Annotated in this window: 12 protein-coding genes and 2 pseudogenes; 6 read left to right on the top strand and 8 right to left on the bottom strand. The window is 68.4% G+C overall.

Annotated features, from left to right (window positions below; all coding sequences use genetic code 11):
* Window positions 1-42 precede the first annotated feature (42 nt).
* Both E6R60_RS07380 and E6R60_RS07375 read left to right on the top strand, forming a co-directional pair.
* Window positions 43-528: a MarR family transcriptional regulator gene (locus tag E6R60_RS07380; RefSeq protein ID WP_136325627.1), complete on the top strand. Its 486-nt coding sequence runs from the start codon at window positions 43-45 to the stop codon at window positions 526-528.
* Window positions 525-968 (top strand): hypothetical protein, encoded by a 444-nt coding sequence (locus tag E6R60_RS07375; protein WP_136325626.1) that lies wholly within the window; start codon window positions 525-527, stop codon window positions 966-968. The genes E6R60_RS07380 and E6R60_RS07375 overlap by 4 nt, the downstream gene beginning before the upstream one ends.
* Before the next feature lie 442 nt (window positions 969-1,410).
* Here the strand turns inward: E6R60_RS07375 and E6R60_RS07365 are convergent, their stop codons facing one another.
* The 3 genes and pseudogenes from E6R60_RS07365 to panD all read right to left on the bottom strand — a co-directional run bounded on the left by E6R60_RS07365 (window position 1,411) and on the right by panD (window position 2,871).
* On the bottom strand, window positions 1,411-2,049 hold the full coding sequence (locus tag E6R60_RS07365) for an aspartate/glutamate racemase family protein (protein WP_136325624.1): 639 nt from the start codon (window positions 2,047-2,049) through the stop codon (window positions 1,411-1,413).
* A gap of 50 nt (window positions 2,050-2,099) precedes the next feature.
* A pseudogene (locus E6R60_RS07360) lies at window positions 2,100-2,449 on the bottom strand (GNAT family N-acetyltransferase).
* Window positions 2,446-2,871 (bottom strand): aspartate 1-decarboxylase, encoded by a 426-nt coding sequence (panD, locus tag E6R60_RS07355; protein WP_136325623.1) that lies wholly within the window; start codon window positions 2,869-2,871, stop codon window positions 2,446-2,448. The pseudogene E6R60_RS07360 and the gene panD overlap by 4 nt, the downstream one beginning before the upstream one ends.
* A 435-nt stretch (window positions 2,872-3,306) precedes the next feature.
* Between panD and E6R60_RS07350 the strand changes: the two genes are divergently transcribed.
* Entirely contained in the window at window positions 3,307-5,529 is a 2,223-nt protein-coding gene (locus E6R60_RS07350) for a VCBS repeat-containing protein (RefSeq protein WP_240802437.1), read from the top strand.
* 601 nt (window positions 5,530-6,130) lie between these two features.
* Here the strand turns inward: E6R60_RS07350 and E6R60_RS07345 are convergent.
* Together E6R60_RS07345 and E6R60_RS07340 are read right to left on the bottom strand one after the other, a co-directional pair.
* The gene (locus E6R60_RS07345) at window positions 6,131-7,975 is read right to left on the bottom strand and encodes an FG-GAP-like repeat-containing protein (RefSeq protein ID WP_136325622.1); all 1,845 of its coding nucleotides are present in this window, start codon (window positions 7,973-7,975) and stop codon (window positions 6,131-6,133) included.
* Window positions 7,976-8,042: 67 nt separating this feature from the next.
* The gene (locus E6R60_RS07340) at window positions 8,043-8,774 is read right to left on the bottom strand and encodes a hypothetical protein (RefSeq protein ID WP_136325621.1); all 732 of its coding nucleotides are present in this window, start codon (window positions 8,772-8,774) and stop codon (window positions 8,043-8,045) included.
* A 415-nt stretch (window positions 8,775-9,189) separates the two neighbouring features.
* Between E6R60_RS07340 and E6R60_RS07335 the strand changes: the two genes are divergently transcribed.
* Window positions 9,190-10,281, top strand: coding sequence for a hypothetical protein (locus E6R60_RS07335; protein WP_136325620.1), 1,092 nt, complete (start codon window positions 9,190-9,192; stop codon window positions 10,279-10,281).
* A 41-nt stretch (window positions 10,282-10,322) separates the two neighbouring features.
* The gene (locus E6R60_RS07330) at window positions 10,323-10,880 is read left to right on the top strand and encodes a hypothetical protein (protein WP_346766062.1); all 558 of its coding nucleotides are present in this window, start codon (window positions 10,323-10,325) and stop codon (window positions 10,878-10,880) included.
* 51 nt (window positions 10,881-10,931) lie between these two features.
* On the opposite strand, the gene E6R60_RS07325 is transcribed toward E6R60_RS07330, so the two are convergent.
* The 3 genes and pseudogenes from E6R60_RS07325 to E6R60_RS37215 form a co-directional block, all read right to left on the bottom strand.
* Entirely contained in the window at window positions 10,932-12,425 is a 1,494-nt protein-coding gene (locus E6R60_RS07325) for an RICIN domain-containing protein (protein ID WP_136325619.1), read from the bottom strand.
* A gap of 381 nt (window positions 12,426-12,806) precedes the next feature.
* Complete coding sequence (locus E6R60_RS07320; RefSeq protein WP_206309336.1) at window positions 12,807-13,136, bottom strand: hypothetical protein; 330 nt, start codon at window positions 13,134-13,136, stop codon at window positions 12,807-12,809.
* Between the two features lie 71 nt (window positions 13,137-13,207).
* Window positions 13,208-13,402: pseudogene (locus E6R60_RS37215) on the bottom strand (LysR family transcriptional regulator); the annotation flags it as partial.
* A 236-nt stretch (window positions 13,403-13,638) separates the two neighbouring features.
* On the opposite strand from E6R60_RS37215, the gene E6R60_RS07310 reads away from it, so the two are divergent.
* On the top strand, window positions 13,639-14,514 hold the full coding sequence (locus E6R60_RS07310) for a DUF1963 domain-containing protein (protein WP_240802436.1): 876 nt from the start codon (window positions 13,639-13,641) through the stop codon (window positions 14,512-14,514).
* Window positions 14,515-14,521: the final 7 nt, after the last annotated feature.

The raw sequence follows: 14,521 nt of genomic DNA, 5'->3' as shown, positions 1-14,521 counted from the left end.
ATTTAGTAGCCATGGATATAGTAGCTATGTATTGTATCGGCCATGAGCAACACGACCGAGAGTGCGACCCCCGGCTTCCTCGTCTGGCGACTGTCGATGAAATGGCGGGTGGCCATCGACCGGGCCCTCGCGCCCCTCGGGCTGACGCACGCCCAGTACTCGCTCCTGGGTTCCCTGTGGGGGATGCAAAGGTCCGGGCTGCGGCCGAGTCAGCGCGCACTCGCCGACCACACGGGGCTCGAAGCGCTCTACGTCTCGAAACTGGCGCGCGGCCTCGAGGCCGCCGGACTCGTCGAACGGGCACCCGACCCCGCCGACACGCGGGCCGTCCGCCTGTCCCTGACCGATGAGGGCCTCGCGGTGTCAGGCCGCGCGGTCGAGGTGGTCCGCCGGATCGTCGACGGGCTCCTCGCGCCTCTGGGGGGCCTGGAGGGGCCGGGCACCGAGGCGTTCACCCACGCACTGACGGCACTGCTCGACGTGCCGGTTCCCGTACTCACCGAGCCTTCGACCAAGGAGTCATCGTGACCGCAGCACCGACCGTCAACGGCCAGGTCATCGGCCAGGCCCACTACGCCACCCGCGCCGTCCTGGAGGGACTGCTGGCGGCCGACGGCACCACCTTCCACGAGTCCGTCGCCCTGAACGCCACGGCGGACAACGGCGGGAGCATCGAGCGCCACCGGCTCGTCGAGCGCATGACCTCCACGCTGAAGACCGACACCCTGACCGTGGAGGCGGTCCTCGCCGGCCTGATCACGCAGGGACTGCTGGAGGAACAGCCGGGAGACGCCGCACGGCTGGCCCAGACGGCCGCGGGCGACGCACTGCACCGTAGGCACCGGGCCGGCATCGCCGAGATCACCACTCGTCTGTACGCGGACCTGCCGGCCGAGGACCTGGCGACGGCCGCCCGGGTCCTGACGGAGGTCACCGCCCGGGCCAACGCCGTGCTGGCCGAGGGCTGAGCCGAGGATGACGCAGGCCCGGGCCGGTTCCGGTCGCCCCACCGGTGAGGACTCGGACCCGCCGGCTCCGGTCAGCCGACCGGTGAGGGCTCCGGCTCGGGCGGCGGCACCGGCTCGGGGTTCGGCGCGGGGGGCTGCGGAATCGGGTCGGGCGCCGGGCCCGGCGGTGTCGGATTGGGCGGTGTCGGCCCGGGGCCGGGCGAAGGCGGTGTCGGCTCCGGCAGCGGCTGAGGCGGCCCGGGCAGCGGCCCGGGGGTGGGCGCCGGCGGTACCGGATCGGGGAACGGGTGGGTCATCTCGGGCCTCCGAACGGTCGGGGTGGATCTCTTCCACCGTCTCCCGGAGCGGCTGCCCGCGCCCGGCGAGTCCACACGTACGGACTGCGGATGCTCCAGCCGGCCCACACGTCCTCGCGGCAGTCCCGCCGGCCGCAGGGGGCCCGTCAGCGCGCGGCCGCGGCCACCGCGGCATCCAGGCCGGGCCGGGGGCTGGACAGCACCGGGGTCAGGGTCTGCGAACGGGTGACCGCGCCCGCCATCGACGCCTGGGCCAGCACGATCACGTCGGCGTCGGTCACGGCGTCGACCGCGGCCGCCACGAGATCCAGGTACCCGTCCTGATCACCGGCCTCGAAGCGCTCCCACGCGCCCTCGACCAGAACGGTGCGCACGTCCACGGCCCGCTCCCCCGCCCGCTCGGCCTCCTGCGCGAGCAGCGCGCGGGTCGGCTCCAGCGTGGCGGGGTGCGCCGCCAGGACGGCGACCCGCCCCGCACGCACGGCCGCGGCCGCCATCGGCCGGTCGACGCGCAGGACCGGCACGCCGAGCCGCACCCCGGCGGCCTCGGCGACCCCGCCGATCGTCGAACAGGTGCAGAGCACGGCGGCGGCCCCGTCGGCGACGGCACGGTTCACCAGTGCCTCGACATCGCCCGCCACCGCCTCCGGCCCGAGCGCACCCGCCCGGCCGAGCAGGTCCTCGTACACCAGGTGGCGCACGACGAGCCCCGGATGGTGGGCATCACGCAGGGCGTCGAAGACGGGGACGTGGACCGGGGAGGTGTGCAGGAGTGCGAGGCTCATCCGCGACACGCTACCGGGGCCCCGGACCGCCCCCTATGGCCGCCCGATGATCAGTACAGTCCGGGACGGAAGGCAAGCTCCCTCATGGCCCGCTCCACCAGCTCCGCCGGGGCCTCGGGGGCCTGGCCGGGGTGGCGCGACGCCCATGTCGCGGCGTACGGGCAGAGCGGGACGACCGGGACGCCCTCGCGGGCGGCGAGGGCGTAGAACTCCCCCACCAGAGAACTCCGATGCCCTTGCCCTCGTGCCCCCGCTCGACGACGGTGTGCACGGCGATGAGGGCCGGGGGCGTCCCGTCCAGCACGAAGTACACGATGACCCCGGCGGCCTCGCCGCCCACGTATGCGAGCAGCTTGCCCGCCGCCCGGTCGTCGCGGATGTCGCTCGGTGAGCGCGTCAGTGCGCCGCGGGCACGGCGTGCGGGCTGCGCTCGGTGTCGGATCCCGGCACGGGCGCGGAGGCGTCGGCGCCGAGCTCGACGATCCGGTTGTCCGCGTCGACATGGACGATACGCGGAATCAGCCCGCGCGCCTCGGCATCGTCGACCTGCGCATAGCTGATCAGAATGACCAGGTCACCGGGGTGCACGAGGTGGGCGGCGGCGCCGTTGATCCCGATGACACCGGAGCCGCGCTCGCCCTCGATCACGTAGGTCTCGAGCCGGGCGCCGTTGTCGATGTCCACGATGTGCACCAGCTCACCGGGCAGCAGGTCGGCGGCTTCCATCAGCGCGGCGTCGACCGTGACGGAGCCGACGTAGTGCAGATCGGCCTGGGTGACGGTAGCGCGGTGGATCTTGGACTTGAACATGGTACGCATCATCGAGGTACTCCTGGACATAGGCTCCCTGCCTGCGTTTTTGCAGGTCAAAGGCGGTTTCCTACCCTACAACGAGTCGCATGTTCGGGCAGCATTGCCCAGGTTTTCCAGGACTCATGCTGACCACTTGCCGACTTTCCTGACGTGCCGTCAGGTGATTGCAGGAGAGCTTCGCCCGCCCTCCTGGACCCCACCGCGACGACTGCACAAGCCTACGCAGCGCCCTCCGAAGGGTGTCCGTGATCACCGTCACTCTTGCAGTCTGGGAGGCAAGCGGCGAGGGCGGTCGCCGGGATCCGGCTGCATACAGGCATCCGAGGGATCGAAGTGGCGCGGCAACATAGCCGCGGGCTTTCCACACAACCATTCGAGCCGCTCGCGAGTCTGGGTCGGGCACGGCATTTCCGTGTCCGACCCAGACTCGTTGGGGGCCTCACCTTGCAACTCCGCACCGCCCGCAGCCGCCTCGCCACCGCCGTCACGGCCGTCCTCGCGGTCAGTGCCCTCGGCGCCGGCACGCTGACAACCGCCCCGGCCGCGTTCGCGACGACATCGGCTTCGTCCGAGCAGTCCGACGCCACTCTTCCCGTCTACCCCGACGGTTTCTACCTCGCGGGCGCGGGCACCAGCGGGTTCTTCACGTACGACTACGACGACGTCGACCGCATCACGGACCTGGTCTGGACGCCGTACAACGGAGGAGCCTCCAAGCGGCTCCGGCATCCCAAGGACGGCGGCTACGCCCTGGCGGGCACCGACGTGGCCGTCGTCGGCGATGACAGCCGGCCCGTGTTCATGCAGTCGATCACCTTGTGGAACATGGCCGACCCGGCAGCCCCAGGCGTGGACATCAACCTCGGCGCGCTGAACGGCAGCTACGTGGCCACGCTGAGTCCGACGAGCGTGCTCGCCCAGGTGATGAACGAGGCCGGCCAGGCCGAATTGCACGTCGTGACCAAGGACGGCGCCACGACGACCACCCGCAAGATTACGGGCCTGCCGAAGGATGCCACCGAGTTCAGCGGCTCGACGCTCCTCGGGGGCTCCGTTCTCGTCAGGTACGCGGCGGGCCCGCCGGACGGGCGCACCGGCCACCGGGCCCTGGTCGACGTGGCGGCTGGAACGGTGACTGAGACCTACTCCTCGGCCCAGTCCGGGTACAACCACGACTCCGGCCACCTGACGTTCTCCGCTTCGCACGTGGCCTGGCTCGACGAGCCGGAAAACGAAGAGGTCTACGTCACGTCCGTCGACCGCAAGACGGGCGAGGAGAGGAAGACCCTTCTGGGCCACGTCGTCGACGATTGGTGTTACGAGCTGGTGGGCGACTGGCTGGTGTACGGCGCCTACTGGACACATGCCAAGGCCGTCTCCCTGACCAGCGGCGAGATTCGCGACCTCGGCATAACGGCGTCGGATTCGGAGTCCTCGGCCGACGGCAGAGCGGTGCTGAGAGGCAGCCGGGACGCCGACGGCGACGGGCTGTTCCGCGTCGCGCCCGGTCCGGACGGCATGCCGACGGTCACCAAGGTCGCCGAGACGGGCCAGGTGATGCCCCCGCTGGAGATTCAGCAGGTACACGTCCCCGGCACGGTGGACCTCGACAAGACCGGCGGCAAGGTACCCCTGGGCTGGACGCTGTCGCGGGCCGACGCCTACCTGGACGTCACGCTCACGCACACCGTCACCGGCAAGAAGTTCACGAAGCGCTTGACCGCGCCCGCGTCCGGCACCCGGTTCTCCTTCGACTGGGACGGTGTCATCGGCGGGGTGGACGCGCCGAACGGCATGTACGGGGTGGAGGCCGAGGCGGCGCTGCTCGACGGCGTCGGCGATCCCGCCTACCAGGGCTGGCTGATGAACCTTGTCCGCACGGCCAACCCGCACGACTACACCAACAACGGCTCCACCGACGTCCTCGCCCGGGACGCCTCCGGCGTGCTGTGGCGCGACGACCTGCGGGACCGTCCGGTCAACGGTCAGGTCAAATCCGTCCAGCGCACCAAGATCGGCGCGGGCTGGGGTACCTACAAGCAGATCGAGGCCGTCGGCAACGTCGGCGGTGCCACCCCCGGCGATGTGATCGCCGTCGACGGCTCTGGCGTTCAGTGGCTCTACCTGGCCAAGGGCGACGGCACGTTCGCACCGCGCGTGCAGGTCGGTGCCGGCTGGCAGATCTACAAGAAGCTCGCCGGCGGATCTGACCTCGACGGCGACGGCCATCCCGACCTGGTGGCCACGGACGGCGCCGGAGTCCTGTGGTTCTACAAGGGCACCGGCAACTACGCGAAGCCGTACGCGCCCCGGGTGAAGGTCGGCGGCGGCTGGCAGATCTACAACCAACTCACGGCCGTCGGCAACATCGCCGGTACGGCCGCCGGGGACCTGGTCGCCCGCGACACCCACGGGGTCCTCTGGCTGTACCAGGGCAACGGCACCGGCGGCTTCACCGCCCGAGTGAAGATCGGCGGCGGTTGGGGCGCCTTCTCCCAGCTCGTCGGCGCCGGTGACCTTGACAGCGACGGACGCCCGGACCTGATCGCGTACGGGTCGGGCGGCACGTACGTCTACCGCTCGACGGGTTCCGCCACCGCCCCCTTCAGCCGTCAGACGACATCGCTGTACTCGGGCGAGAGCACCAAGTTCAACAACGTGGTCTGAGACCCGGTGATGCCCAGCCGGCGATGGGTGAAGCGCCGGGAGCCGGCGTCGGCCAACGCACCCCTGCAAGAACCCGTCACCGCCCCAGCCAGCCCCTTGTGAGGGGCTAGCAGGGATCACAGGTCCGCGGGACGATTCGAGGCAATCGTCGAAGCTCTCGCCGGCTCCCCGGCCTCGGGCGCTGCGGTGCGGCTGGTACGACACCGAGGGGCCGCTTGGTCATCAGCCGCACCACGGCCCTTCAGTCGTAGGCGGTGCGGTCGCTAAGGGCTGTCCCGCAATTCCTGGTGGATCAGCGCGCGGCGTCAGATGCGGTGCATCGCAAGGCGGAGAGGCGCCCGCATACTGGATGTATTCGGGCGTTTCGACAACGCGGCGAGGTGCCGTAGCTGGCGTCGCGCGCCCGCCAGGAATTGCGGGACAGCCCTTAGCCTGCAAGCCGCGGGGCGGCGCGCCCTGCACCGACTGGCTGGTTCAGCACCGGCCGGGTGCGGCGGTGACGTTGCGTGCGCGGTCATTGATGTCGAGCTGGACGGTCCGGTAGCCGTCCTCGCCGCCGATGGCCGGTCGCCGTGCTGTAGCGGTGGAGGGCCTTGGAGGGTTATCGGGTTCTGAAGCGGCGGAAGAGGTTGCGGGCCACATACACGCCCGGTCCGCCGAAGCCGACGATGTCGACGCGTTTGTCACCGGTGATGTCGGCGACGAAGCGGGGGTGGTGGCCGACGCGCCAGGCGCCGGCGTCGTCGTTGTAGCCGAAGCCGCGGCACACCAGCTGCGCCTGCTCGAACCGGCCGTCGCCGCAGTTGTGCGACACCCAGACCCCTTCGTCGCCGAAGCCGACGATGTCGGGGTTGCCGTCGCCGGTGACATCGGCGAGGAACCTCAGGTGCTTCTTGCTCGTCCATCCCTGGGCAAGCCCGAAGTCGTTCAGGACGAGCTGGGAGGGCTCGAAGGTGCCGTCGCCGCACCCACGTGCGAGGACGACGCCCTGCGGGCCGAACCCGACAATGTCCACAGCTCCGCCGTCGGCGGTCCGGATTAGGGACCGGGGGTGCTCCTCGACCGAGCTCCACCCCTGGTCGACCCCGAAGTCGTCGAGGATCCACAGAGGGTCTGCGAACTTCCCTTCCTCGTCCTGGAGTGAGATCCAGACGCCGTCGTCGTGGAAGCCGACGATGTCGGCGCGACCATCACCGGTGGTGTCGGTGACGAAGCGGGGATGCCTGTCGGCAACCCACCCGCCCGCCTTCTCGTCGTGGCCGAATGCCCGGAGAGCCGGTTCCGCGGCGAGTGGTGCGAACTTCCCTTCCTCGTCCTGGAGTGAGATCCAGACGCCGTCGTCGTGGAAGCCGACGATGTCGGCGCGGCCGTCCCCGGTGGTGTCGGTGAGGAAGCGGGGATGCTTGTCGGCAGCCCACCCGCCGGCCGGCTGCCCGTGGCCGAACGCCTTGATGACCGGCTCGCCGCTCGCGGGCGTGAATTTCTTGTTCTCGTCCTGCAGGAACACGCGGACACCGTCGCCGGCGAGGACGACGACGTCGGGCCTGCCGTCACCCGTCGTGTCCGCGAGGGTCCACAGGTCCTTGGGGCTCGGGGAGGGTACGGGTGGGTGCAGGACGCGCTCGTCGTCCTTGAAGGTGCCGTCGCCTTTGCCGGCGGCCGTCACAGCTCCCTTCGCGGGTTTGAGCCCTACGATGTCCGCTTGCCCTGCTCCGGTGGTGTCGGCGGGGAACCGGTCACCGAGCCCGGCCCACCGGCCCGGCTGCCCGCCGGTTGAGCTGCTGGCTCCGACGTTCTGCCACGCGCCGGCGTTCTGGTCGCTTCCGAACCGGTTGACGACCAGCAGCATGTCGCTGAAGGAGGGTGTCGCGTCGGGTGCCGGCCGCAGCGCGGCCGAGCGGAGCAGCCGCCAGGACTGGCGGCTGCTCCAGTGGCTGAGTGGTCCAAAGCGCAGCACGGGATCGCTCGTGCGCTCGGGGGCGGCCGGGGCGAACCGCCAGTGTTGGCTTGCCACGCTGTCGTCGTACTCGCGCAGGACGACCCTGATCTCGTCCGCTGCGGGGTCGGCGAGGTCGAGAACGGCGCCGCCGGTGGCGTCTTCGATGAAGTAGAGGCCCGCTTCGTTCTCGACGGGGACCATGCGCCACTGCTGGGCCTTCTTGCCGGCGGCGGCATCCCATTGGCGGATGCCGCGGTCCGCGGCGGCGGGGTTGTCGAGGACCTTGTCGCAGGCCGCGTTGCGGATCACATAGGCCTGCTCGTCTCGTGTTTGTCCGCCCTGCGCTTGCACGGGGGTGAACTGCCATTGCTCCGGGTCCGGACCCCCGTCAGGGAAGTCACGCACGACCAGTGCCCCGTCCGTTCCCGGCGTGGACCTGGCACCGAGGATCTTCCCCGTGGCCGCGTTGACGATCTGAAGTTTCAGTTCTTGCGTGGGCACGGGCATCGTGGTGCCTCTTCCGGGCGGTTCGGGCGTGGGCTCGGGACAGGTGTGGTGGGGCGGCGGCCGCGGGTCACGTGAAGACATGGTGGTAGGGGACGCTCCACTCGTTGGGCAGCCGCGGGTAGAACGTGTTGATGACCGTCCCGGTGAAGTCCCCGCCCCAGTTGTAGGTCACGCGGACCTCGCTGTCTGCCGCCACCGCGTGGTCCTTGAACCCGAGGATGGTGTCCGGGTGGGTGATCGGCACGAAAGTGATTCCGCCCCACGGCGTCACCGTGACGACCCACAGCTGTGTGTCCTCCGGCGCACCGTTCTTCCCGCGCCACAGGTCACCGACCTTGTCGGGCAGGCCTACCTGGACGGTGTCGGCCGTGGTGCCCGTGGTGCCCGTGGGGGCCTCCTGGTGGACGGTGATGCGCCGGCGCTGCGGCTTGGGCACGCCGTCGTCACCGCGCCCGGCATCGGTTTGGCCGACGCCGGGCGGCTTGGGTGTCGCCTGGCCCGCGGCGCTCTCGATGAAGTACAGCGGCCGCTGCCCGAAGAAGCCGGCCGGGGTGATGTACCAGAGGTGGCCCTGAGCCTCTTTGGTGAGCGTGTCGAGCTTGGTGGACAGCTGGACCCCCTTGTCGTGGACGCTCTCCTTCATCTCGGCAGGCTTCAGGAAGCCTCCGTTGAAGGCGTGGACGAGCATGACCGGCCGGTTCTCGACCAGCGCGGCCACGATCGCGTTGTCGTAGCTGTTCACCGCCACCGGGCCGCCGACCACCAGGTTCGACATCGCTGTGCGTTCTTGGGTGTACATCGCAAAACCTCACCTGTTGTTGAACGAGGAGAACAATGAGCCAGCCACAGGGGCAGCTTTTTACCGAACGGCATTACCGCCGGATTCAACCGTCCCGCACCGAAATAATCCCGGCGCTTGATAAACGCCCGAATCACCCCCTCCACCCAAGCACCCGCAACATGAGCGTCAAGAAACGGGAATAAATGCTTGAAGGGTTATGCTCAGGAGCCCATAGCGACTGACAGCGCCTCAACCTAGCTCAACCGATGGCAAGTTGGAGCGGTCGACGATTTGTTTTCACTCGATTGAGCGTGATGAGCCGAGACACCTTCCCATGGAATTGCGCCTCTGATAGTTTCGAAATTCGGAAAGCGCGCGGATATCTACTCCATTCCATCGAGCGCGTTTCGGACAGATCAGTCTAGGACGGGGAATGCCTTCCACTGCATACAACCTGGAACGGTTCAAGCGTCATCCGCTGACGAAAACGAACCTGCAGGAACTCAACATCGACCTGCAGGCCCTCCTGAACCACCCCAACCTGGTCTACACCGACAACAACGGCGTGCAGCACCGGCCCGTCGGCGTCTCCATCAACAAGGCGAAATCCTCCAACGCTTTCCCAGGCTCTGCGTTCGATCTCGGCTGGCTCGCCTACATGAACCTCGGGGAGCCACTGATCGAGGAACGGTGCGACATCACTCCGCCCCGGCCCGACACGTTCTCCTCGCGGGCCTATGTGAACCGCAGCCAGAAAAACTCCATGACCTTCACCGACGCGGTCGAATTCACCGTGTCGAACGGGGTGACGTGGTCGCTTCACGGGGATGCCAAGCTCACCTTCGGCGGCAGCATCGGCGCGCAGCTGCAGTTGCAGTTGCAGAACCAGCTCAAGATGGACCTCCAGGCGCAGTTCGGGACGCAGATGCGGAACGACATGGCGAACAAGAACGCCAACACGGTGACCAACAAGAACAGCAAAGACAGTGTCGGGGTCGACAACGCCAACGGCACGGAGACGGCTACGACAAACTCGACGGGGAACTCCACGTCGAACTCGGTGACGGACTCGGTGGCGTTCACCACCCAGGGCAGTGCCACCGGCAACGCGTCGCTCAACGCGCAGCTGGCGCTGGGGCTCGCGGCTACCGTCGGCGGCTCGTTGACGACCAGCTGGACCTCGAAATCGCAGATCGGCGGCACGGTCCCGGCAGACTCCCGCGTGGAGACCATGGCCACGCAACGGCGCGTCCACAGGCATTACGAGTACGAGATCCCGGTGACCTTCGCCGGGTACCTCGCGGTGCAGTACGCCGTACCGGTTCCGGTCCTCTCTCCCCCGCAGCCCGGGAGTCCCGGGCTCGCCCAGGTGGTCGCCCACGATATCGCCAACATCAACCTGGCCAGCGGCGGATTCCGGATGAAGGGGCGGATGGAGGTCGTCTCCGCCCTGGACGTCCACCACACGATGTTCGAAGAAGAGGGCCTGGTCTACAGCCAGCGAGCTCTGCACAAGGGCCCGTGACCGGGCGACGACACCACCACCGCCCCGACGACGAGAGGCAAATGACCATGGTGTTCGACAACATTTTCGGCTTCGCGAAAGGCAGCGCGGCGCTCTTCTCGGTGAAGCCCGGCAACACCGAGTCGCAGCCAGCTGCCGACGTCGACTTCGAGGACGTCGCGCAGGACGCGTACGACGACAAGAGCACGGACCTGTTCATCAATGATCTCCACGGGGCTTCCTCCCGGGCGAAAGTCGTCCGGGAGCAGTCCCCTGAAGCGCGGGTCATCATGGGCATCCTCGGCTCCTTCATCCAGACCACCAAGGACTCGGCCCACACGCAGAGCCAATCGGCCCATGCCGGCACGGTCTCCGGCACAGCGTCCACCGGCATGGCCAAGGCGAGCGAAACGATGAAGAAGGAGCAGGGGCTGCAAAAGAACGGGGGCCTCCAGAACAACCCGGACAGGGCGGCATACGCCAAGGCCCCCGAGGCGCCGAAGGCACCCAAGGCCGCAGAGCCCCCCAAGCCGCCTCCAGCGGCCGCCGAGACTCCGCAGAAGCTGGGAGAAACCAAGACGACCGAGACGACCATCGAGAAACCGGCCGGTTCCCAGTAGCGCTCACGTCACGAGGGGGCCGGGGCATGACCGCCCCTGCCCCCTCGTTCGTCATACCGGGAGCAGCTGCCACTGCCGGTCCCGGGAGTCGCCCTCCGCCTCATACTGCTTGATCACCGTGCGGGCGTTGGTGTCGACCCGCAGGAGCAGACCACTGTTCCGGTTCGCGATCTCATACACCCGCGGAGAATCGCTCACCGGTCCCACCGGGACCAGCCGCCACTGCTGGTGGTGGGCGTCAGCACCCTCGTAGGCGCGCTGTGCCACCACCGCCCCCTTGGCCTTGTGGGCTCCCACCACCTCAAGGACCTTGCCGCTGCGCACGTTCTCGATCCGGTACAGGACCGCGCCGTCGTCCTGCCCCGCCGCGACCAGCCGCCACCGCTGGTGATCCCTGGGAACGGTGAGAGTCTGCTGCACCTCGGCCCCGTCCTTGGTCGACTCACGCACGACCGAAATCCGCAACCTGCTGCGGACGTTGGCCCAGGAGACCACCGTGCCCGAATCGGGCAGCCCCGCCAACTTCGCCGACGAGACCTTCCGGACCCGGGCGTTGCTGTAATCGGCGATGTAGAGGGAGTCCACACAGTCCACAGCAAGCCCGTACGGGTTGTTCAGCTTGGCGGCCTTGGCGGCCAACTCGCCGTCACCATCGAAGCCTGCGGCGCCTGTTCCGACAAGCGTGCTGATCTTCCCGTCAGCCGCGACCTTCGTGATCCGGTGGCTGCCGTAGTCGGCGACATAGAGGTCGCCCGCGCTGTCCACCGCCATCCCCACTGAGACGTTCAACGGGGCCGAGGCCGTCCCGGCAAGCGCGCGGATCTTCCCGTCGGCCTTTGTGACCTTCCGGACCCGCTGGTTGCCGGAATCGGCGATGTAGAGGTTGCCTGCGCTGTCCACGGCCACGGCGCTCGGGTACTTCAGCTGGGCGTCAGTGGCGGGGGTGCCGTCAGGGGCCGAGCCATAAGTGCTCTTCCCGACGACCGTACTGATCTTCCCGTCAGCCGTGACCTTCCTGATCTGGTGGTTGCCGTAGTCGGCGATGTAAACATCGCCCGCGCTGTCCACCGCGACATCGTGCGGCGTGCTCAAAGGGGTAGCCGTGGCCAAGGCACGGTCAGTGGCCCCGGTGCCCGTCCCGGCGAAGGTACGGATCTTCCCGTCGGCCATCGTGACCTTCCGGATACGGTGGTTACCCGCATCGGCGATGTAGAGGTCGCCCGCACTGTCCACGGCAACCCCGCGCGGGTGTTGCAGCGCGGCCGAGAGGGCAGAGACCTCCTCTGCTCCACGTCCCGGACTCCCGGTCCCCGCGACCGTACTGATCTTCCCGTCAGTCGTGACCCTCCGGACCCGATGGCCGGCGTGCTCACAGATGTAGAGGGTCCCGTCACGGTCCACCGCGACCCCGTATGGACCGTTCAGCTGAGTTGAACGGGCCAGCTCCTTGCCGTCTTTGGCCGCCTCTGGGGTAGCTGTTCCCGCAACCGTGCTGATCAGGCGAGCAGCATGCTCACCATCTGCCGTTCCCGTGTCAGTGCTCATCTTCATCCCTTCGCCCATTCACGCGACCGCCGACCTGATGATGACGTCGAGAACGAACAAACCAGAACGAAACGCAGGACGCCGGATCACACCCTTGTCTCGAAACGGAGCGTTTACCCATCTGCGGCCTGTGGGGCGCCTCCTGCACAAGGCGAACCACGCCTCGACACACGACCGAAACGCCAGCCACCCCCACGAGGGAACGATCAGGTGCGGCGTTGACGAAGCCCGGATCCGCTGTCGCTGTTGCGGCGGCGGAAACGGCTGGAGGGCCGCCACGCTGACCCCGGAGCGGATGGGGCAGCTGTCCAAGGTCGGGATGCGCTGGACGTAGGAGCGCGCGGGGCTGGGCTGAAGCACAGCCCCGGTGACTGTTTCTCGTCAGCCAGCGCGGGACGCATCGGGGCCTTGGTGTCCGGCAAGACCCTCGGGGATGAAGCGCGAGTAGCTCTCACGTAGGTGCGGAGTGACGCGATTATCTGTGGCTTCATAGTTCAGCTGGCGTTGGAAGAACAGCAGCTTCTTCTCGGCCGTGTCGAAAATCTCAGCCCAGCTCTTTACCCAGACCTCGTACTCGTCCCGGTCGTCATAGAGGCCCGCCGGCTTGCCTTTCTGCCGGATGTCCCGAAGGATCTTGTCGGAATAGTCGTAGGCGAGCAGGTAGAAGCGCCATTTGCAGCCTTCCACCCCCTTGTACTGCGGGTTGTCCACGATCGCTCGGGCGTAGCGCTTGATCTGGCGGAGCTCGTCCTCGCCCTACGGCCGTAGGGCGTCATCGGAGGGGCGAGGCGGGCCTGGATCAGGGCGATGCGCCGGGGGCCGGCCACCAGCAGCGGCAGCAGTTGGAAGCTGTCGACGGAGACCTCCACGCACGGTTCGACGCCGAGCATGCCGCGTTGCCGTACGGCCGGGGCGTCGTAGGTGCGCTGGTAGGTGACCCACGGCAGCCGGGCCAGGTCCTGGCGGGTGAGCTGCTCCGGACGGTGGGCACCGCCCGTGCTGCTGCCTCCGGCAGCCGTCCTGTTCTGCGTGAGGGCGGGCTGGACGGGGTGCGCCCGCGGCTCGGGCTCGCCTGAGCGGATGGTGCCGCTGGTCAACGGTGCCGACCGCAGCTGCGGTGGTTCATCGAGGACACCCGGGGCCGGTTCGACGACGACCGCACCTGGCGCGGTCGTCGGTGCTGAACGGTGCTCGTTGTCCCGGGAGCCACGGGGTGTCTGTAGCGGGAACTACAGTCGCCGGTGTGACGGATGATGAGCTTCGAGAAAAGCTGTTTCCCTTTCGTACGCGGGCGGTTGAGGAGGGGTACCCGTGGGAGGACATAGACCCGCTACCGGCCGAAGAGGTGGACCGGTGGATCGGCCACGTCCGGCCTTGCGCGGTCCTCACCAGTGGCGGGGACGGGCCGGTCGCGGGCAGGTTCGGCGGGCCGCTGCTGCTGCCCGCCGAGGTCCCGGACCCTGAGCACCCGTACCTCGCTTCCGTCGACTTCGCCGCGCTGCCGAAGGACGCGACGGACCTGGCTCTCCCGCCTGACGGACGCCTGTTGCTCTTCGCCTCACTCGATGAAACGGACGACGACGGCAACTGCGGCCAGGCCGTTTATGTCCCGGCCGGCACGCCGGTGGAGGAACGCGACAAGAACTCCTGGAACGGCTACCCCGGTGATGACGAATATCAGGAGATCGTCGGTTCGTACCCGCAGGGCGAGTTGAGAGCCAGAACCGAACCGGACCTGCCGCACCACTCGCTTCCCGGGTTTCCGCACGCTGACGAGCTGGTCACTGTCTGGTGCGACACCTCTGACAGAAGAGGACATCTGCAGATCGGCGGATACGCGGACCAGGAGGACTCCGACCCGGACCCGCTGGAAATCGTCGTGAGCTGCGCCGCCCGCCAGGCGAAGCGGGGACGTTGGGGCGGCGACGAGCCGGTGTCGGGCGTCGTCGAGGACTGGGTTCTGCTGGCCCACTGGAACCCGGACATCAGTGGCCGGGAAGGCGCGGACGTGCAGTGGGGAATCCAGCGCGCGGACCTGGAGGCCCGTCGCTTCGACCGTACCTTCAGCACGGTCTATTGGAATCCCTGACCGGCCC

The sequence above is a fragment of the Streptomyces sp. A0642 genome, from assembly GCF_004795105.1.
Classification (GTDB): domain Bacteria; phylum Actinomycetota; class Actinomycetes; order Streptomycetales; family Streptomycetaceae; genus Streptomyces.
This window is presented reverse-complemented; position numbering and strand designations above follow the sequence as displayed.

Coding starts and splice junctions, on each gene's coding strand:
- E6R60_RS07335 (WP_136325620.1), top strand. CDS start 9,190: ATGCCTTCCACTGCATACAACCTGGAACGGTTCAAGCGTCATCCGCTG.
- E6R60_RS07330 (WP_346766062.1), top strand. CDS start 10,323: ATGACCATGGTGTTCGACAACATTTTCGGCTTCGCGAAAGGCAGCGCG.
- E6R60_RS07365 (WP_136325624.1), bottom strand. CDS start 2,049: ATGAGCCTCGCACTCCTGCACACCTCCCCGGTCCACGTCCCCGTCTTC.
- E6R60_RS07380 (WP_136325627.1), top strand. CDS start 43: ATGAGCAACACGACCGAGAGTGCGACCCCCGGCTTCCTCGTCTGGCGA.
- E6R60_RS07340 (WP_136325621.1), bottom strand. CDS start 8,774: ATGTACACCCAAGAACGCACAGCGATGTCGAACCTGGTGGTCGGCGGC.
- E6R60_RS07345 (WP_136325622.1), bottom strand. CDS start 7,975: ATGCCCGTGCCCACGCAAGAACTGAAACTTCAGATCGTCAACGCGGCC.
- E6R60_RS07325 (WP_136325619.1), bottom strand. CDS start 12,425: ATGAGCACTGACACGGGAACGGCAGATGGTGAGCATGCTGCTCGCCTG.
- panD (WP_136325623.1), bottom strand. CDS start 2,871: ATGATGCGTACCATGTTCAAGTCCAAGATCCACCGCGCTACCGTCACC.